General features: G+C 72.5%; 17 protein-coding genes. 16 read left to right on the forward strand and 1 reads right to left on the reverse strand.

Annotation, left to right across the window (positions count from 1 at the left end; translation table 11 throughout):
• Positions 1 to 23 precede the first annotated feature (23 nt).
• Positions 24 to 515 (forward strand): ATP-binding protein, encoded by a 492-nt coding sequence (locus tag ACZ6NC_RS25580; RefSeq protein WP_465736096.1) that lies wholly within the window; start codon positions 24 to 26, stop codon positions 513 to 515.
• 72 nt (positions 516 to 587) lie between these two features.
• Here ACZ6NC_RS25580 and idi read toward each other — a convergent pair whose 3' ends face one another.
• Positions 588 to 1253: an isopentenyl-diphosphate Delta-isomerase gene (gene idi, locus ACZ6NC_RS25585; protein ID WP_465736097.1), complete on the reverse strand. Its 666-nt coding sequence runs from the start codon at positions 1251 to 1253 to the stop codon at positions 588 to 590.
• 474 nt (positions 1254 to 1727) lie between these two features.
• Here idi and ACZ6NC_RS25590 point away from each other — a divergent pair, with 474 nt between their 5' ends.
• The 15 genes from ACZ6NC_RS25590 (at position 1728) to ACZ6NC_RS25660 (ending at position 19475) form a co-directional block, all read left to right on the forward strand.
• Positions 1728 to 2483, forward strand: coding sequence for a phosphocholine cytidylyltransferase family protein (locus tag ACZ6NC_RS25590; protein WP_465736098.1), 756 nt, complete (start codon positions 1728 to 1730; stop codon positions 2481 to 2483).
• Positions 2471 to 3532: an iron-containing alcohol dehydrogenase family protein gene (locus ACZ6NC_RS25595; protein ID WP_396320074.1), complete on the forward strand. Its 1062-nt coding sequence runs from the start codon at positions 2471 to 2473 to the stop codon at positions 3530 to 3532. Before ACZ6NC_RS25590 ends, ACZ6NC_RS25595 begins: the two co-directional genes overlap by 13 nt.
• Positions 3533 to 3623: 91 nt before the next feature.
• Entirely contained in the window at positions 3624 to 4361 is a 738-nt protein-coding gene (locus tag ACZ6NC_RS25600; protein ID WP_465736143.1) for a CDP-alcohol phosphatidyltransferase family protein, read from the forward strand.
• Between the two features lie 53 nt (positions 4362 to 4414).
• Positions 4415 to 5260 (forward strand): glycosyltransferase family 2 protein, encoded by an 846-nt coding sequence (locus ACZ6NC_RS25605; RefSeq protein ID WP_465736144.1) that lies wholly within the window; start codon positions 4415 to 4417, stop codon positions 5258 to 5260.
• A 187-nt stretch (positions 5261 to 5447) separates the two neighbouring features.
• Positions 5448 to 6389 carry an ABC transporter permease gene (locus ACZ6NC_RS25610; RefSeq protein ID WP_465736099.1) on the forward strand — a complete coding sequence of 314 codons (942 nt, stop codon included), beginning with the start codon at positions 5448 to 5450 and terminating at the stop codon, positions 6387 to 6389.
• A complete protein-coding gene (locus ACZ6NC_RS25615) occupies positions 6382 to 7191 on the forward strand; it encodes an ABC transporter ATP-binding protein (RefSeq protein WP_465736100.1) in 810 nt (269 codons plus the stop codon). Before ACZ6NC_RS25610 ends, ACZ6NC_RS25615 begins: the two co-directional genes overlap by 8 nt.
• Positions 7192 to 7552: 361 nt before the next feature.
• Complete coding sequence (gene hpnC, locus ACZ6NC_RS25620) at positions 7553 to 8506, forward strand: squalene synthase HpnC (protein WP_465736101.1); 954 nt, start codon at positions 7553 to 7555, stop codon at positions 8504 to 8506.
• A 41-nt stretch (positions 8507 to 8547) separates the two neighbouring features.
• On the forward strand, positions 8548 to 9405 hold the full coding sequence (hpnD, locus tag ACZ6NC_RS25625) for a presqualene diphosphate synthase HpnD (protein WP_465736145.1): 858 nt from the start codon (positions 8548 to 8550) through the stop codon (positions 9403 to 9405).
• Between the two features lie 142 nt (positions 9406 to 9547).
• Positions 9548 to 10981, forward strand: a complete 1434-nt coding sequence (hpnE, locus tag ACZ6NC_RS25630; RefSeq protein ID WP_465736102.1) for a hydroxysqualene dehydroxylase HpnE — start codon at positions 9548 to 9550, stop codon at positions 10979 to 10981.
• Between the two features lie 125 nt (positions 10982 to 11106).
• Positions 11107 to 12225, forward strand: coding sequence for a polyprenyl synthetase family protein (locus ACZ6NC_RS25635; protein WP_465736146.1), 1119 nt, complete (start codon positions 11107 to 11109; stop codon positions 12223 to 12225).
• A 7-nt stretch (positions 12226 to 12232) separates the two neighbouring features.
• The gene (gene shc, locus ACZ6NC_RS25640) at positions 12233 to 14323 is read left to right on the forward strand and encodes a squalene--hopene cyclase (protein WP_465736103.1); all 2091 of its coding nucleotides are present in this window, start codon (positions 12233 to 12235) and stop codon (positions 14321 to 14323) included.
• Complete coding sequence (locus ACZ6NC_RS25645; protein ID WP_465736104.1) at positions 14320 to 15012, forward strand: phosphorylase family protein; 693 nt, start codon at positions 14320 to 14322, stop codon at positions 15010 to 15012. The genes shc and ACZ6NC_RS25645 overlap by 4 nt, the downstream gene beginning before the upstream one ends.
• A 2-nt stretch (positions 15013 to 15014) precedes the next feature.
• On the forward strand, positions 15015 to 16040 hold the full coding sequence (hpnH, locus tag ACZ6NC_RS25650; RefSeq protein ID WP_465736105.1) for an adenosyl-hopene transferase HpnH: 1026 nt from the start codon (positions 15015 to 15017) through the stop codon (positions 16038 to 16040).
• 92 nt (positions 16041 to 16132) lie between these two features.
• On the forward strand, positions 16133 to 18043 hold the full coding sequence (gene dxs / locus ACZ6NC_RS25655; RefSeq protein WP_465736106.1) for a 1-deoxy-D-xylulose-5-phosphate synthase: 1911 nt from the start codon (positions 16133 to 16135) through the stop codon (positions 18041 to 18043).
• On the forward strand, positions 18033 to 19475 hold the full coding sequence (locus ACZ6NC_RS25660) for an aspartate aminotransferase family protein (protein ID WP_465736107.1): 1443 nt from the start codon (positions 18033 to 18035) through the stop codon (positions 19473 to 19475). The genes dxs and ACZ6NC_RS25660 overlap by 11 nt, the downstream gene beginning before the upstream one ends.
• Positions 19476 to 19518: the final 43 nt, after the last annotated feature.

Raw genomic sequence — 19518 nt, forward strand, 5'->3', positions numbered from 1 at the left:
TCGCGGACGAAGGGCGGCTGGACGTGGAGCTGGAGCAGATCAGCGGGGCGGCAGAGGCCGAGCCGAGACGGGTGGCGGCCGGGCCGGCCGAGGGGGTGTGGCGGTTCGCGGTGCCGGCCGCGGAGGCCTCGGTGCCCCGGACCAGGCACGCGGTGCGGGACCGGCTGCTCGCCCAGGGCATGGCGGGGGTGCGCTACCAGGAGCTGGTGGACGACGTACTGCTGATCGTCTCGGAGCTGGTGAGCAATGCCGTGACGCACGCCGCCGAGCTGTCCCCGGAGGTGACCACCGAGCTGACGGTCCGCGGCGGCTGGGTGCGGGTGTCGGTCGAGGACGGCGACCCGTACCGGCCGAAGGCACTGGAGACGGACACCGGGCGGCTCGGCGGGCGCGGGCTGTTGCTGGTGAAGAGCGTGACGCTGCAGGCCGGCGGGGTCTGCGACGTGGAGCGGACGGGGGAGGGCGGCAAGGTCATCTGGGCCTCGCTGCCCATCCCGCGCAAGGACATGGAGTAACGCCGGGGGCGAGGAGGCGGCCGACCGCCGGCCCCCGCCCGTCCCTCCGGCCGGCGCCCACGGCGGTCCCGGCTACCAGTCCCGGCCGGCGATCTCGCGGATGCCGGGCAGTGCCGCCTCGAAGACCGTCTGGAACCAGACCGAGAACGGCCGCTCGGCCTGCAACTCCCGCAGCTCCTGTGCGGTGACGAAGGCGACGTCGTCCACCTCCTCCGGGTCCGGCTCCACCGGGGCGGTGACCAGGCCGACGAACAGGTGGTTCCACTCCCGCTCGATCAGGCCGGAGGCCTCGTCGGGCAGGTCGTACCGGACGGTGCCGGCCTCGCAGAGCAGTGCCGGCGCGACGCCGAGCTCCTCCGCGGTGCGGCGGGCGGCGGCGACGAACGGCGGCTCGTCGGGGTACGGGTGGCCGCAGCAGGTGTTCGACCAGACACCGGGGGAGTGGTACTTGCCCAGGGCGCGGCGCTGGAGCAGCAGCCGGCCCTGCCGGTCGAAGAGGAACACGGAGAACGCCCGGTGCAGCCGGCCCGGCTGCTGGTGGGCCCAGAGCTTCTCGGCGGTGCCGATCGTGACGCCCTCGTCGTCGACGAGCTCCAGCAGGATCCCGGCCCCTGCGGACGCCCCGGCCGCGGCTCCGGGGGTGGACGTCACGTCGGCCGTCACGTCGGTCTCCACGTCGAGACCGGTGTCGATCTCGGAGGTGAAGTGCGTCGGGTTGGTCGGCAGACTCTGGGGCATGAGGCCTCTTTCGGGGGCAATGGGAGCACCGGTGGCGTCCTGCCCCAGTCTGCCGTACGGGTGGCGGTCAGCAGGGGTCCCACACACAACCGGGCGGATCATGACCGATCCCGGCACATTCCTGGTGTCGGAATGGGCGCCGGAATAGCAGAACTGTTCGGGATTCGTTCGGCACCTGTTCGATGCCGGTGGCATACGTACGGAGAACCGACACGTCGACGGCACCCCTCCTTCACGACCGGCCCTGACCGTGGTGCTCGCCGCCCTCCCGGGCCCGGATGCCGCCCCCGGCCGCGTTCGGGCCGGTCGCCGCGGTCGCCTACCATCACATACGACACGGTGCCCGCATTCCCACCGGCACCGGCGTGCCACCGCGACGGCCCGCAGCAGCGCACCGTCCACGGAGCGGCACGGCCCGACGGACCGGCACAGTCCGACGGATCAGCACAGCACGACGGATCAGGAGACCCCCGCATGATCGGCCTCGTTCTGGCAGCCGGCGCCGGCCGCCGGCTGCGCCCGTACACCGACACCCTGCCGAAGGCGCTGGTGCCGGTCGACGGCGAGCGGACCGTCCTGGACCTCACCCTCGGCAACTTCGCCGAGGTCGGCCTGCGCGAGGCGGCGATCGTCGTCGGCTACCGCAAGGAGGCGGTGTACGACCGCAAGGCGGCGCTGGAGCAGAAGTACGGCGTCAAGCTCACCCTGGTCGAGAACGACAAGGCCGAGGAGTGGAACAACGCCTACTCCCTCTGGTGTGCCCGCGAGCTCTTCGCCGAGGGCCTGCTGCTCGCCAACGGTGACACCGTCCACCCCGCCTCCGTCCAGCGCACCATGCTGGAGGGCAACGCCCGGCTGGTCGCCGAGGGCCGTGAGCCCGGCATCCTGCTCGCCCTCGACACCGTGAAGAAGCTCGCCGACGAGGAGATGAAGGTCGTCGTCGACCCGGCGGCCGGCATGCGGCGCATCACCAAGCTGATGGACCCGGCCGAGGCCACCGGTGAGTACATCGGCGTCACCGTGATCAACCCCGCCGCCGCCGCCGACCTCACCGACGCGTTGCGCGCCACCTACGAGCGCGACCCGCAGCTGTACTACGAGGACGGCTACCAGGAGATGGTCGACCGCGGCCTGCGGATCGACGTGCAGCCGATCGGCGAGGTCTCCTGGGTCGAGGTCGACAACCACGAGGACCTGGCCAAGGCGCGGGAGATCGCGTGCCAGTACTGACCCGGCTGGTGCCGTCGCCGGTCTTCGTCGAGATCCGCTCCGGCGCGCTGGACGCGCTCGGCGGCATCCTCGCCGACCAGCGGCTCTCCGCCTCGGGCCGGATCGCGGTGGCGATCAGCAACGGCTCGGGGGCGGTGCTGCGCGAGCGGCTGGAGCCGGCCCTGCCCGGCGCCGACTGGTACAACGTGGACGACGGCAGCCTGGACAGCGCGGTCCGGCTGGCCGAGGCGATGCGCGGCGGGCACTACGACGCCATCGTCGGCCTCGGCGGCGGCAAGATCATCGACGCCGCCAAGTACGCCGCCGCCCGGGTCGGCCTGCCGCTGGTCGCGGTCGCCACCAACCTCGCCCACGACGGCATCTGCTCACCCGTCTCCACCCTCGACAACGACGCCGGTCGGGGCTCCTACGGGGTGCCCAGCCCGATCGGCATCGTGGTCGACCTGGACGTGATCCGGCAGGCTCCGCCGAGGTTCGTGGCGGCCGGCATCGGCGACGTCATCTCCAACATCTCGGCCTGCGCCGACTGGGAGCTCTCGCACGCCGAGACGGGCGAGCCGGTGGACGGACTGGCCGTCGCGATGGCCCGCTCGGCGGGCGAGAACCTGCTGCGGCACCCAGGAAACCTTCAGGATCAGGACCTCCTCACGGCACTCGCGGAAGCCCTGGTACTGTCCGGCATCGCGATGAACATCGCAGGCAGCACCCGGCCCTCATCGGGCGCCTGCCACGAGATCTCGCATGCCCTGGACGTGCTGTATCCCAAGCGGTCCGCCCAGCACGGCGAACAGGTCGGCCTCGGGGCCGCCTTCGCCAGCTTCCTGCGGGGCGAACGCGAGCTGACCGGCCTGATCGTGGAGCGCCTGGCGCGCCACGGACTGCCGGTGACCGCAGCTCAGATCGGCTTCACCGAGGCGGAGTTCACCGAAGCGGTGCACTACGCTCCGAACACCCGCCCGGGCCGCTTCACCATCCTTGAACACCTCGACCTCTCCCCTTCCGCAATCAGGGACGCGTACGCCGACTATGTCCAAGCCGTCAACAGCTGACCCTTCCACGAAGGGCTCCTCCCCGGCCCCGGTGGACCTGACCCGCCGCCCCTCGATCGAGGAACTGCGCGCGGTGATCCACCCGGAGGGCATGCTCCAGCGCCGCAGCGCCGAGCACTGGGCCGGCCGCCTCTACATGCGGAAGATCTCGCTGCGGATCACCCGCGTGCTCTCCACCGTGACGGCGATCACGCCCAACGGCCTGACCTACCTGATGATGTTCACCGGCATCCTGGCCGGTGCCGCCCTGGTCGTCCCGGGCCTGACCGGTGCGATCCTCGGCGCCCTGCTCATCCAGGTCTACCTGCTGCTGGACTGCGTGGACGGCGAGGTGGCCCGCTGGCGCCGGCAGACCTCGCTCACCGGCGTCTACCTGGACCGGGTCGGCCACTACATGTCCGAGGCGGCCCTGCTGACCGGCCTCGGGCTGCGCGCCACCGACCTGCTGCACCGCGAGGGCGGCGGCTCCCACTGGGAGTGGGCCTTCCTCGGCACGCTGGCCGCGCTCGGCGCCATCCTGATCAAGTCCGAGACCGACCTGGTCGACGTGGCCCGTGCCCGCAGCGGCATGACGGCGGTCGAGGACAGCGCCTCGGTACCGCGCTCGGCCGGCATCGCCAAGGCCCGCCGGGCGGCGTCCCTGCTCAAGTTCCACCGGCTGGTCGGCGCGGTCGAGGCCTCGCTGTTCATCCTCGCCGCCGGCGTGGCGGACGCGGTGCACGGCGGGCTGTTCTTCACCCGGCTCGCGGTGGTCGTGCTGGCCGCGATCGCCATGCTGCAGACCGTGCTGCACCTGCTGAGCATCGTCCTGTCCAGCAGGCTGCGGTGAGCGCCGTGGGCACGACCACCGACACCTTCCGGCTCGGCGCGGTCATCATCACGATGGGCAACCGCCCGGACGAGCTGAACGACCTGATCGAGTCGGTCCGCGCCCAGGAGGGCCCCGCGGTCGAGCTGGCCGTGATCGCCAACGGCGCCCCGCTGCCGCCGCTGCCGGCGGACGTGCGCGCCGTCGAGCTGCCGGAGAACCTCGGCATCCCGGGCGGCCGCAACGTCGGCATCGAGCTGTTCGGCAAGAACGGCCGGGACGTCGACGCCGTCCTCTTCCTGGACGACGACGGCCGGCTGCCGGGCACCGACTCGGCCCGGCTGCTGCGCGAGGCCTTCACCGCCGACCCGGAGCTGGGCATCGTCAGCTTCCGGATCGCCGACCCGGACACCGGCGTCACCCAGCGCCGGCACGTGCCCCGGCTGCGCGCCAGCGACCCGCTGCGTTCCTCCCGGGTGACCACCTTCCTGGGCGGCGCCAGCGCCGTGCGCTGTGCGGTGTTCGAGCAGGCCGGCCAGCTGCCCGCCGAGTTCTTCTACGCGCACGAGGAGACCGACCTCGCCTGGCGCGCGCTGGACGCCGGCTGGGCGATCGACTACCGGGCGGACGTGGTCCTGCACCACCCGACCACCTCGCCCGCCCGGCACGCCTCGTACTTCCACAACGTGGCCCGCAACAGGGTGTGGCTCGCCCGACGGAACCTTCCGGCCCTGTTCGTGCCTCTCTATCTGGGAACCTGGTTCCTGCTCACCCTGGCCCGCCGCCCCTCCCCGGAGGCGCTGAAGGCCTGGTGGGGCGGGTTCCGGGCGGGCTGGCGCGAACCCTGCGGTACGCGGCGGCCCATGCGATGGCGTACCGTTTGGCGACTGACCAGGCTGGGCCGGCCACCGGTCATCTGACCTTTCCGATGACCCTACGGACGGCCGGTCGGACGGTCGTACAGCCGTACGGTCGGCCGATCGCTGCGGCCGGTGATCACACACCGGCCGGACTCCCCCCGTGATCCCAGTGGATCCCCCTCGGCGCAAGGCCGGCGGACCCCCGCCGACCGGCCCGCCCCGACCCGATCCCGCGCGAAGGACGAATGTGTCGACAGTGAGTGAACCCGTCAGCCTCTCGGCCCCGAGGGGGGCAGACGCGGGCCTGACCCCCAAGCAGCTTGCGGACAAGTACGGTCTGTCGGTCAGCGGCAGACGGCCGGGTCTCATCGCCTACACCAAGCAGCTCTGGGCCCGGCGGCACTTCATCTGGGCTTTCGCCACCGCCCGCCTGGTGGCCCAGTACACCGACGCCAAGCTCGGCCAGCTCTGGCAGGTCGTGACCCCGCTGCTCAACTGCGCGGTGTTCTACCTGGTCTTCGGTGTGATCCTGAAGAGCAAGGACGGCTTCCCGGAGGGCACCTACACCGCCTGGCTCTGCATCGGCGTCTTCGTCTTCCAGTTCACCCAGAACGCGGTGCAGTCCGGCACCCGGGCGATCTCCGACAACCTCGGGCTGATCCGCGCGCTGCACTTCCCCCGTGCCTCGCTGCCGATCGCCTTCACGGTGATCCAGCTCCAGCAGCTGCTGATCTCGATGGTGGTGCTGGTCGGCGTCGTGCTGGCGAGCGGGATCGCGCCGGGCCGGACCTGGCTGGCGGTGGTCCCGGCCCTGCTCCTGCAGTCGATGTTCAACACCGGTGTGGCCCTGGTCATGGCGCGGATCGGCTCCAAGACCAGCGACATCTCCCAGCTGATCCCGTTCGCGATGCGGGCCTGGATGTTCCTCTCCGGCGTGATGTTCAGCATCCAGGACAAGATCGACACCTGGCCGCCGTTCTGGCAGAAGGTGATGCAGTTCAACCCGGCCTCGGTCTACATGGACCTGGTCCGGCACGCCTTCGCGCCGGTGATCTACAACAAGCACGTCGCCCAGCACCAGGTGCTGCCGCCGCACCTGTGGGTGTACGGCGTCACCTGGGCCGTCGTGATGTTCGTGATCGGATACGTCTTCTTCTGGAAGGCCGAGGAGGAGTACGGCCGTGGCTGACACCGACCTGCGAAAGGGCCAGATCGTGCAGGACACCGACGCGGCCCGCGAGCCCACCGTCGTCGTCGACGACGTGCACATCGTCTACCGGGTGCACGGCGCGGGCTCCGGCAAGGGCAGCGCCACCTCCGCGATCAGCCGCATCATCAGCCGCAAGCGCTCCGCGGGCGTGCGCGAGGTGCACGCCGTCAAGGGCATCAGCTTCACCGCCTACAAGGGCGAGGCGATCGGCCTGATCGGCTCCAACGGCTCCGGCAAGTCGACCATGCTGGCCGCCATCGCCGGTCTGCTGCCGACCGAGAAGGGCGGCATCTACACCAACGGCCAGCCCTCGCTGCTGGGCGTCAACGCGGCGCTGATGAACGAGCTCACCGGTGAGCGCAACGTGGTGCTCGGCTGCCTGGCGATGGGGATGACGCCCGCCCAGGTGCGGGAGCGCTACAACGAGATCGTCGAGTTCTCGGGCATCAACGACAAGGGCGACTTCATCTCGTTGCCGATGCGCACCTACTCCTCCGGCATGGGTGCCCGCCTGCGGTTCTCCATCGCGGCGGCCAAGACCCACGACGTGCTGCTGATCGACGAGGCGCTGGCCACCGGCGACCAGGCGTTCCAGCAGCGCAGCAAGAAGCGGATCGACGAGCTGCGCGGGTCCGCCGGTACGGTCTTCCTGGTCAGCCACGACAACAACTCGATCCGCGAGGTCTGTGAGCGGACCATCTGGATCGAGGCCGGCGAGCTGGTGATGGACGGCCCGACCGAGGAGGTCGTGGGCCGCTACGAGCGCGGCGAGCGCCCGTAACCTGCCTGGCCCGAACGGAGGGCCGGTGACCGGGTCAGCCCGGCCGCCGGCCCTCCGTCGTGCGTGCGCCCCCGTGCCCGCACGCCCGGCCGACCGCGCGCCCCTCGCGCGCCCCGGGGGGTACCCCGGGTGGCCCGCCGCTGCGCGGGTGAGCGCCCCGCGCGCCGGGTGGGGCGGTCTTTCCCGGCGAGGTCGGTGGTGTCAGGCTGTAAGTCACGGGGGTGGTGTGTCGGACGGGACTCCCGGTATCGGACGCGTGTCCGACTCGGGCCGGTCGTACGGAGCGGTGTAGAACGGGGGAGTGACAGCAGTGTCGGCTTCGGCCCAGCCCAGTAGTGAGCCAGCGGACCGTTCAGCGGGGGTGACGCTGGACAAGGCGAACGCGGAGAACTTCCCGGTCGCCCCGTTCTTCCTGCCCGCCGCCTGGCGCGGCGACCTGATGGCGGTCTACGGCTACGCCCGCCTGGTGGACGACGCCGGCGACGGCGACCTGGCCGACCCGGCCGGCACCGCACGCCTGCTCGGAATCGCCACGCAGCCCCCCGGTGCCCCTCCGGCCACGCCCCCGGCCACTCCTTCGGCCCAGCCGGGCCCGCCGGGTCCGGCGGAGGTGGCTTTCCGCCTCGCGCTGCTCGACGGGCTGGAGCAGGACCTCGACCGGGTGTTCGAGGCCGCCCTGCGCCCCGGCACCGCCGAGGCCCCCCGCCACCCACTGTTGCGCGCCCTCGTCCCGGTGGTGGACCGGCACGGGCTGACCCCGGAGCCGTTCCGCCGGCTGATCGAGGCCAACCGGGTGGACCAGACCACTACCCGCTACGCCACCTATCAGGACCTGCTCGGTTACTGCACGCTCTCCGCCGATCCGGTGGGCCGCCTGGTGCTGGCGATCGCCGGCGTCTCCACCCCGGAGCGGATCGAGCTGTCCGACGCCGTCTGCAGCGCCCTCCAGGTGGTCGAGCACCTCCAGGACGTCGCCGAGGACCTGGCCTGCGGCCGGATCTACCTCCCGGCCGAGGACCTGGCCCGGTTCGGCGTCACCGAGGAGGAGCTCGCCGCCCCGACCGCGAGCGGCGCCGTCCGCGAGCTGGTCGCCTTCGAGGTCGCCCGGGCCCGCACCCTGCTCGACCGCGGCGCGCCATTGGTAGGTACGGTTCGGGGGAGGCTTCGACTGCTCCTGGCGGGATTCACCGCCGGCGGGTACGCGGCCCTGGCAGCCATCGAGGACGCCGGGTACGACGTGCTCGCCCAGCAGGCGAAGCCCGACAAGCGCCGCCTCGCAGCGAAGGCGGCGGCCATCTTCGCGAAGGGAAGGTGAACGCCCGAGTGGCGGCATCACCACTGGCGTCGGCGCAGGTCATGGCGGCGTACCGGTACTGCGAGGCAGTCACCGGACTGCAGGCCCGCAACTTCAGCTACGGCATCCGCCTGCTGCCGGAGCCGAAGCGGCTGGCCATGTCGGCCCTGTACGCCCTGGCCCGCCGGGTCGACGACATCGGCGACGGGGACCTCCCCGCCGACCGCAAGGCCGAGGCGCTCCTGCGCACCCGCGAGCTGCTGGACGAGGTCCGTGCCGGAGCGGTCGCCGAGGACGACACCGACCCGATCAAGATCGCCCTGGCGGACGCCGCCCGGCGCTTCCCGATCCCGATCGGCGGCTTCGACGAGCTGATCGACGGCGTCGAGATGGACCTCAAGGGCGCCGAGTACCAGACGTACGAGGAGCTCCAGGTCTACTGCCGCTGTGTCGCGGGCGCGATCGGCCGGCTCTCGCTCGGCGTGTACGGCTGCGACGACCCGGAGCGCGGCGCGCACTACGCCGACACCCTGGGCCTGGCCCTGCAGCTCACCAACATCCTGCGCGACCTGCGCGAGGACGCTCTGAACGGCCGCACCTACCTGCCCTCCGAGGACCTCGTCCGGTTCGGCTGCGAGCAGGGCTTCACACTGCCCAAGCCGCCGGTCGGCGCGGACTTCACCGGCCTGGTGGCGTTCGAGGCCGCCCGGGCCCAGGCCGCCTTCGAGGAGGGCCTGCGGCTGCTGCCGATGCTCGACCGCCGCAGCCGGGCCTGCACCGCGGCGATGGCCGGCATCTACCACCGGCTGCTCGGCCGGATCGCCGCCGACCCGGAGTCGGTCCTGCGCGGCCGGGTCTCGCTTCCGGGCTGGGAGAAGGCGTATGTCGCCCTTTCCGGGCTCGCCGGGGGGCGTTCTTGATTCTCACCGCAGTTCTGTCACGCTGTGTCAGCGGGGAATCACTGCTGGGTGGTCCTGTGTTGTCCACCGTGACAGGCACGAAGTCGACCACGAGCGCCCCGGCCGGGACGCGGCCGGGCGCAGGACACGAGGGGGAGGGCCGATGACCGGGCGAGCCGATGCCGCGCGCCCGGCCGCTGTCGTGGTCGGCGGCGGCCTGGCGGGCATCACCGCCGCACTGCGGCTGGCCGAGGCCGACCACCGGGTCACCCTGGTCGAGGGGCGTCCCCGGCTGGGCGGGCTGGCCTTCTCGTTCCAGCGCGGCGAGCTGACCGTCGACAACGGCCAGCACGTGTACCTGCGCTGCTGCACCGCCTACCGCGGCCTGATCGAGCGCCTCGGCGCGGCCCGGCTGGTCCACCTCCAAGAGCGGCTCGACGTCCCGGTGCTCGGCGTCTCCGGGCCCGCCGGTGCGCCGGTGCGCACGCTCGGCCAGCTCCGCCGGGCCGGCCTGCCCGTCCCGCTGCACCTGGCCGGCAGCCTGGCCCGCTACCCGCACCTGGGCCCGGCCGACCGGGCCCGGGTGGTCCGCGGCGCGCTGGCCCTCCAGGGCCTCGACCTCGCCGATCCGGCGCTGGACGCCGTCTCCTTCGGCGACTGGCTGCGCGGCAACGGACAGAACGAGCGGACCATCGCCGCACTCTGGGACTTGGTCGGCGTCGCCACCCTGAACGCCCGGGCCGACCAGGTGTCCCTGGCGCTGGCCGCGATGGTCTTCAAGACCGGCCTGCTCTCCGACCCGGGCGCCTCCGACATCGGCATGGCAGCCGTCCCGCTCGGCACGATCCACCACGACCGGGCACTCGCCGAGCTGGAGCGCGCCGGCGTGAAGGTACTGCTGCGCGCCCGCGCGGCCGAGCTCAAGCCCGCCGCCCCACAGCACGCCGTCCGGCTGGAGGGCGGGGAGCTGCTCACCGCCGACACCGTGGTGCTGGCCGGCGCCCAGGACACCGCCGCCGCCCTGCTGCCGCCGGACGCCGTCGACGGGCAGCAGCGGCTCGCCGGCTTCGGCACCGCGCCGATCCTCAACGTCCACGTGGTCTACGACCGCCAGGTGCTGCGCCGCCCCTTCTTCGCCGCGCTCGGCTCCCCGGTGCAGTGGGTGTTCGACCGCACCGCGCACTCCGGCCTGGCCGGCACCGAAGCGGGCCGGGCCCACCCCGGCGCCCAGTACCTGGCGCTCTCGCAGTCCGCCGTCCAGGACGAGATCGACCTGCCCGTCGCCGAGCTGCGCCGCCGCTACCTGCCGGAGCTGGCCCGGCTGCTCCCCGCCGCCGGCGGCGCCGAGGTGCTGGACTTCTTCGTCACCCGGGAGCGCACCGCCACCTTCGACCCGGCCCCGGGCACCGCCGCCCTGCGCCCGTCCGCCCGGACCAAGGTCCCCGGCCTGCTGCTGGCCGGCGCGTGGACGGCCACCGGCTGGCCCGCGACCATGGAAGGTGCCGTCCGCAGCGGCCACGCCGCGGCCGACGCCGCGCTCGCCGGCGCCGGCACCCGCCTTCCGGTGGACCACGGCGACGGGAGGTGGCCCAGGTGACGCAGGGCCCCACCGCCGGTGACCCCGCGAGAGCCGCCGGCCCCGCCGCCCGTACCGGTCTCATCGACATCGCCACCGCCCGGCCGTCCCGTGCGGCCCGGCACCACCAGGGAGAGGGAACGCACGTGGAGTCACGCACCGGCACTGCCGTCGGAGGCACGGCGCACGCCGAACCGGTTTCGGTGCCGGAGCTGCTCGCCCGCAGCCGCACGCTCTGCACCCCGCCGCTGAAGGCCGCCGTCGCCCGTCTGGCCGCACCGATGGACACCGTCGCGGCCTACCACTTCGGCTGGATCGACCGGGACGGCACGCCGTCCGCGGGGGACGGCGGCAAGGCCGTCCGCCCGGCCCTGGCGCTGCTCTCCGCCCAGGCCGTCGGCGCCCCGGCCGAGGCCGGAGTGCCCGGCGCGGTGGCTGTTGAACTGGTGCACAACTTCTCCCTGCTCCATGATGATCTGATGGACGGTGACGAGACCAGACGGCACCGGGCCACCGCCTGGACGGTCTTCGGTCCGGCCCAGGCGATCCTGGTCGGCGACGCCCTGGCGACACTCGGTACGGAGGTGCTGCTCGACGCCGGCGCCGCCGGCGCCGCAGGCCCGGCCTTCGATGTCGCCGGCGCAACGAGCGCCACCGACGCCGCACGCGCCGTCCGGCTGCTCACCACCGCCACCCGCAGGCTCATCGACGGCCAGGCCATGGACGTCGCCTTCGAGCAGCGCGACAGCGTCACCGTCGCCGAATGCCTGGAGATGGAGGGCGGCAAGACCGCCGCCCTGCTCGCCGCGGCCTCCGCCATCGGCGCAGTCCTGGCCGGCGCCGACGACCGCGTCTCGGACGCCCTCCAGCGCTACGGCCACCACCTGGGCCTGGCCTTCCAGGCCGTGGACGACCTGCTCGGCATCTGGGGCGCCACCGAGGTCACCGGCAAGCCGCACTGGGGCGACCTGCGCCAGCGCAAGAAGTCCCTGCCGGTCGCCGCCGCCCTCGCCGAGGGCGGCGCCGCCTCCCGCCGGCTCGCTGAAGAGCTCGCCGACCCGAAGGGCCGCGGCGAGGAGAGCGAGCCCGAGCTGGCCGCCCGCGCCGCCCTGATCGAGGAGGCGGGTGGCCGCGCCTGGACTCAGGAGGAGGCCCGCCGCCAGCACACGACTGCCCTCGCCGCCCTGGACGAGGTGCCCATGCCCGACGTGGTGCGCGAGCACTTCGTCGCGCTCGCCGAATTCGTGGTGGTACGAGAGAGGTGACGTTACGTTGACAGCAACCGCGGACGGCCGGCTCGACCCTGAGTACGATTCCGAGCCGGTCGCGGTGGGCGACCGCCCACCGGCGCTGCTGAGCGCCGGGCGGTGGCAGCCCGCGGGGGCCGAGCCGGCCGGACCGGCCGACCGCCCCGACCAGCAGCACGGGCCGGCCTCCGCAGAGGAGGCGCTGGCCCGCGCCACCACCCACCTGCTCTCGCTGCAGAGCTCCGAGGGCTGGTGGAAGGGTGACCTCGAAACCAACGTCACCATGGACGCCGAGGACTTACTGCTCCGACAGTTCCTCGGGATCCGGACGGAGGAGCAGACCAAGGCCACCGCCGAGTGGATCCGCTCCCAGCAGCGGGAGGACGGCACCTGGTCCACCTTCCACGGCGGACCGGCCGAGCTCTCCACCACCGTCGAGGCGTACGTCGCCCTCAAGCTGGCCGGCGACGACCCGAACAGCCCGCACATGCTCGCCGCCGCCCGCTACGTGCGGTCCGCCGGCGGCATCGCGGCCGCCCGGGTCTTCACCCGGATCTGGCTCGCCCTCTTCGGCTGGTGGCCCTGGGAGCGGCTGCCGGAGATGCCGCCCGAGATCATCTTCGTGCCCAAGTGGCTCCCGCTGAACATCTACGCCTTCGGCTGCTGGGCCCGGCAGACGATCGTGCCGCTGACCATCGTCTCGGCCCACCGCCCGGTCCGTCCCGCGCCCTTCCCGCTCAGCGAGCTGCACACCGACCCGGACCACCCCTTCCCCGAGCGCCCGCTCGCCCCCGCCACCACCTGGGACGGCGTCTTCGAACGCCTGGACAAGGTGCTGCACGCCTACCACCGCCGGGCGCTGCGCCCGCTGCGCCGGCTCGCCCTCTCCCAGGCCTGCCGCTGGATCGTCGAACGGCAGGAGGCGGACGGCTGCTGGGGCGGCATCCAGCCGCCCGCGGTCTACTCGCTGATCGCCCTGCACCTGGAGGGCTACGAGCTCGACCACCCGGTCATGCAGGCCGGGCTCTCCTCCTTCGACCGCTTCACCGTGCACACCGAGGACGGCCGCCGCTGGCTGGAGGCCTGCCAGTCCCCGGTCTGGGACACCTGCCTGGCCACCATCGCCCTGGCCGACGCTGGCGTGCCGGCCGACCACCCCGCGCTGGTCTCCGCCGTCGACTGGATGCTCGCCGAGGAGATCACCCGGCGCGGCGACTGGTCCGTCCAGCGGCCCTCACTGGCCCCCGGGGGCTGGGCCTTCGAGTTCGAGAACGACACCTACCCCGACATCGACGACACCGCCGAGGTGGTGCTCGCGCTGCGCCGGGTCGCCCACCCCGACCCCGCCAAGGTGACCGGAGCGGTCGACCGGGGCGTCGGCTGGAACCTCGGCATGCAGTCCAAGAACGGCGCCTGGGGAGCGTTCGACGTCGACAACACCAGCACCCTGCCGAACAAGCTGCCGTTCTGCGACTTCGGCGAGGTGGTCGACCCGCCGTCCGCCGACGTCACCGCCCATGTGGTGGAGATGCTCGCCGAGGTCGGCAAGGGCAAGGACCCGCGCACCCGCCGGGGCGTGGAGTGGCTGCTGCGCAACCAGGAGGCCGACGGCTCCTGGTTCGGCCGCTGGGGCACCAACTACATCTACGGGACCGGCTCGGTCCTGCCCGCCCTGGTCGCGGCCGGCGTTCCGGACGAGCACCCGACGATCCGCCGCGCCGTCCGCTGGCTGGAGGACCGGCAGAACACCGACGGCGGCTGGGGCGAGGACATGCGCTCCTACGAGGACCCGGCCCGCTGGGCCGGGCGCGGCGACTCCACCGCCTCACAGACCGCGTGGGCGCTGATGGCGCTGCTCGCGGCCGGCGAGGGCCCGGACGGCCGGGCCAACCCGGCGGTCGAGCGCGGGGTCGACTGGCTGGTCCGCACCCAGCTGCCCGAGGGCACCTGGGACGAGCCGCAGTTCACCGGGACGGGCTTCCCGTGGGACTTCTCCATCAACTACCACCTGTACCGGCTGGTCTTCCCGGTCACCGCGCTCGGCCGGTACCTGCACGGCAGCCCCGCCACCGGCCGGGACACGACCGGCACCCCGGCGATCGGGGCGTCCCGGTGAACCGTGCTCCCCTGCTGGTGCTCTGCGCGCTCGGCCCCGAGGTCTGGGCCCTACGCGGAGGGGACTGGCGCGGCGCGGCCGGCGGCCCGCCGGTGCTGGTGCGCACCGGCGTGGGCCGCCGGCGGGCCTCGCACGCCGTCCGACGGCTGCTCACCTCGGCCCCCGGCGGCTACGGCGCCGTCGTGGTGGTCGGCTTCGGCGCGGCCGTCGCACCGGGAATAGCGCCCGGTGACGTCATCGTCGCGAACGGGGTGCGCGATGCCGAGGGGAATCTCTTCGTGGTCGACTCCGGCCCGGAACTCACCCGGGCCCTCAAGGTGCGCGGCCTGACGGCCCACACCGGCGTGCACCACACCGCCGACCACGTGGTGCGCGGGCTGGAGCGGCGAGCCCTGCACCTGCAGGGCGCACTCGCCGTCGACATGGAGGCCGCCGCCGTCCTCGCCGCCCTCCAGGAGCTCCGTCCGGCCCTGCCCGCGGCCGTGCTGCGGGTGGTGGTCGACACCCCCGAGCACGAACTGCTGCGCCCGGGCACCCTGCCGGCCGGCGTCCGGGCCTGGCGGACGCTGCGGGCCACCGTGCCCGCGCTGGTCGACTGGCACGAACAGAACCGGCCGGTCCAGCGTCGCCCGGCGCCCGGCACCGGCAACCACACCACATCCTCGACGCTCCCTCAGGAGGCGAGCTAGCCATGGCCATGCCGCTGCGCCAGACCGTGCGAGTCGGCACCTATCTCATGCAGCAGAAGCTCAAGCGGCGGGACAAATTCCCGCTGATCGTCGAACTGGAACCGCTCTTCGCCTGCAACCTGGCCTGTGAGGGGTGCGGCAAGATCCAGCACCCGGCGGGCGTGCTGAAGCAGCGGATGCCGGTGGCCCAGGCGGTCGGCGCGGTGCTGGAGTCGGGTGCCCCGATGGTCTCGATCGCCGGCGGCGAGCCGCTGATGCACCCGCAGATCGACGAGATCGTGCGGCAGCTGGTCGAGCGCCGCAAGTACGTCTTCCTCTGCACCAACGCGCTGCTGATGCGCAAGAAGCTGGACAAGTTCAAGCCCTCGCCGTACTTCACCTTCACCGTGCACATCGACGGGCTGCGCGAGCGGCACGACGCCTCGGTGGCCAAGGAGGGCACCTTCGACGAGGCCGTCGAGGCGATCAAGGAGGCCAAGCGGCGGGGCTTCCGGGTCACCACCAACAGCACCTTCTTCAACACCGACACCCCGCAGACCATCATCGACGTGCTCGACTACCTCAACGACGAGCTCAAGGTCGACGAGATGATGATCTCCCCGGCGTTCGCCTACGAGAAGGCCCCCGACCAGGAGCACTTCCTCGGCGTCGAGCAGACCAGGGAGCTCTTCCGCAAGACCTTCGCCGGCGGAAACCGGCGGCGCTGGCGGCTCAACCACAGCCCGCTCTTCCTGGACTTCCTGGAGGGCAAGGTCGACTTCGAGTGCACCGCCTGGGGCATCCCCAACTACTCGCTCTTCGGCTGGCAGCGTCCCTGCTACCTGATGGCCGACGGGTACGTGCCCACCTACCGTGAGCTGATCGAGAAGACCGACTGGTCGAAGTACGGCCGCGGCAAGGACGCCCGCTGCGCCAACTGCATGGCGCACTGCGGCTACGAGCCGACCGCCGTCCTCGCCACCATGGGCTCCCTCAAGGAGTCGCTGCGCGCCGTCACCGAGACCATCGGCGCCAACCGCGGTCACTGACCGCACCCCGTCCGGCACGGGAGCAGCCTCCCGTGCCGGACGACCCCGCCCAGGGGGGCCACCCACACCGCTCCGAGTCGTGAGGTGAACACATGTCACTGCTCTCCAGCGTCAAGTCCCCGGCCGACCTGCGGAAGATCCCGGCCGCCGACCTCCCGCTCCTCGCCGACGAGATCCGCGACTTCCTGATCGACGCCGTCACCAGGACCGGCGGCCATCTCGGCCCGAACCTCGGCGTGGTGGAGCTGACCATCGCCCTGCACCGGGTCTTCGATTCGCCCTACGACCGGATCGTCTGGGACACCGGCCACCAGAGCTACGTCCACAAACTGCTCACCGGCCGCCAGGACTTCTCCGGACTCCGCAGCAAGGGCGGCCTCTCCGGTTATCCCTCGCGCGCCGAGTCCGAACACGACCTGGTCGAGAACTCGCACGCCTCCACCGCCCTCTCCTATGCCGACGGGCTCGCCAAGGCGGCCCAGCTGCTCGGTCAGTACGACCGGCAGACCGTCGCGGTGATCGGCGACGGCGCGCTCACCGGCGGGCTCGCCTGGGAGGCGCTCAACAACATCGCCGAGGCACGGGAGCGGCCGCTGGTCATCGTCGTCAACGACAACGAGCGCTCGTACGCCAAGACCATCGGCGGCCTCGCCAACCACCTCGCCACGCTGCGCACCACCCAGGGGTACGAGCGCTTCCTCGCCCTCGGCAAGGGCGCGCTCCAGCGCACGCCGCTGGTCGGGCAGCCGATCTTCGACGCGCTGCACGGCGCCAAGAAGGGCTTCAAGGACGCCTTCGCCCCGCAGGGCATGTTCGAGGACCTCGGGCTCAAGTACCTCGGGCCGATCGACGGCCACGACCTCGCCGCCGTGGAGCACGCACTGCGCCAGGCGCGAGGCTTCGGCGGGCCGGTGATCGTGCACTGCCTGACCGTCAAGGGCCGCGGCTACCGGCCGGCCGAGCAGGACGAGGCGGACCGGTTCCACGCCGTGGGCCCGATCGACCCGTACACCTGCCTGCCGATCTCGCCCAGCGGCGGGGTCTCCTGGACGTCGGTCTTCGGCGAGGAGATGCTCGCGCTCGGCGCGGAGCGGCCGGACGTGGTGGCCATCACCGCCGCGATGCTCCAGCCGGTGGGCCTGGCCAAGTTCGCCAAGGCGTACCCCGAGCGGATCTTCGACGTCGGGATCGCCGAACAGCACGCCGTCACCAGCGCGGCCGGGCTGGCCACCGGCGGGCTGCACCCGGTGGTCGCGGTGTACGCCACCTTCCTCAACCGGGCCTTCGACCAGGTGCTGATGGACGTCGCCCTGCACCGGCTCGGCGTCACCTTCGTGCTGGACCGCTCCGGGGTGACCGGCCCGGACGGTGCCTCGCACAACGGCATGTGGGACATGTCGATCCTCCAGGTCGTCCCCGGCCTGCGGCTGGCCGCGCCGCGCGACGCCGACCAGCTCCGCGCGCAGCTGCGCGAGGCGGTGGACGTGGCGGACGCGCCGACCGTGGTCCGCTTCCCGAAGGCCGACATCGGGCCGGCCGTCCCCGCCGTCGAGCGGATCGGCGGCGTGGACGTGCTGCTGCGCACCGGAGAGCTGCCGGAGATCCTGCTGGTCGCCGTCGGCACCACCGCGGCCGCCGGGCTGGACGCGGCGCGGCTGCTGCTCGCCGAGGGGTTCACCGCGACCGTCGTCGACCCGCGCTGGGTCAAGCCGGTCGATCCGGCGCTGCCCGTGCTGGCCGCCGCACACCGGCTGGTCGTCACGGTTGAGGACAACGGCCGGACCGGCGGCGTCGGCGCCGCGATCGCCCAGGCGCTGCGGGACGCCGAGGTGGACGTCCCGGTCCGGGTGCTCGGCCTGCCGCAGGAGTTCCTCGGGCATGCCTCCCGCGGCGAGATCCTGGAGGAGACCGGTCTGACCGGCACCGGGGTCGCCGCCCAGACCGCCGCCTTCGCCAAGAACCTGCTACCGACCCGAGGAGCGAACCAGCGCCATGCCGGCTGACCCCGACGCCACCGAAGCACGTACCGAAGCCGGCACCGAGGCTCGGTCCGAGGCCCGCTTCGACCTCGCCGCCCTGATCGCCGAGCGCGGCGCGGAGCGCTACGAGTTGCACAGCCGCTACCTCAACCCGCAGCTGCCGCGGATGCTGCACACCATCGGCTTCGACAAGTACTACGAGCGGGCCCAGGGCCCGTACTTCTACGACGCCGAGGGCAACGAGTACCTCGACATGCTGGCCGGCTTCGGTATCTTCGCACTGGGCCGGCACCACCCGGTGGTGCGGTCGGCCGTCCAGCAGGTGATGGACCTCGACCTGCCCGACCTCGTCCGCTTCGACTGCTCGCCGCTGCCCGGCCTGCTCGCCGAGCGGCTGCTCTCCCACACACCCGGGCTGGACCGCGTCTTCTTCGGCAACAGCGGCACCGAGGCGGTCGAGACGGCGCTCAAGTTCGCCCGCTACGCCACCGGTCGCCGCCGGATCCTCTACGCGGACCACGCGTTCCACGGGCTGACCACCGGCTCGCTCTCGGTCAACGGCGAGAGCGGCTTCCGCAAGGGCTTCGACCCGCTGCTGCCGGACACCGCCATCCCGCTCGGCGATCTCGTGGCGCTGGCCAAGGAGTTGAAGAAGGGTGACGTCGCGGCGCTGATCGTGGAGCCGATCCAGGGCAAGGGCGTGCTGGCGCCGCCGCCCGGCTGGCTGCGCGCGGCGCAGGAGCTGCTGCACGAGCACAAGGCGCTGCTGATCTGCGACGAGGTGCAGACCGGGATCGGCCGGACCGGCGAGTTCTTCGCCTACCAGCACGAGGAGGGTGTGCTGCCCGACCTGGTCTGCGCGGCCAAGGCGCTCTCCGGCGGCTACGTGCCGGTCGGGGCGACGCTCGGAAAGAGCTGGATCTTCGAGAAGGTGTACTCCTCGATGGACCGGGTGCTGGTGCACTCGGCCAGCTTCGGCTCCAACGCGCAGGCGATGGCGGCCGGGCTGGCGACCCTGGAGGTGATGCGGGACGAGAAGGTGGTGGAGAACGCCCACCGGGTCGGCGACCTCTTCCGGGAGCGGCTGGCCGCGCTGGTCGACAAGTACGAGCTGCTGGCCGAGGTCCGTGGCCGCGGTCTGATGATCGGCATCGAGTTCGGCCGCCCGAAGTCGCTCAAGCTGCGGACCGGCTGGACGGCGCTCCAGGCGGCGCGGAAGGGCCTGTTCGCGCAGATGGTGGTCGTCCCACTGCTCCAGCGGCACCGGATCCTCACCCAGGTGTCCGGCGACCACCTGGAAGTGATCAAGCTGATCCCGCCGCTGATCATCACCGAGCGGGACGTCGACCGGTTCGTCGACGCCTTCACCGACGTGATGGACGACGCGCATCGGGGGAGCGGCCTGATGTGGGACTTCGGGCGGACGCTGGTGAAGCAGGCGGTCGGCAACCGCTGAGCCTCGGTTGCGGCGGAGTGGGAGGTCGGCCCGGCCGACTTCC

The sequence above is a fragment of the Kitasatospora sp. NPDC041988 genome (assembly GCF_055588525.1).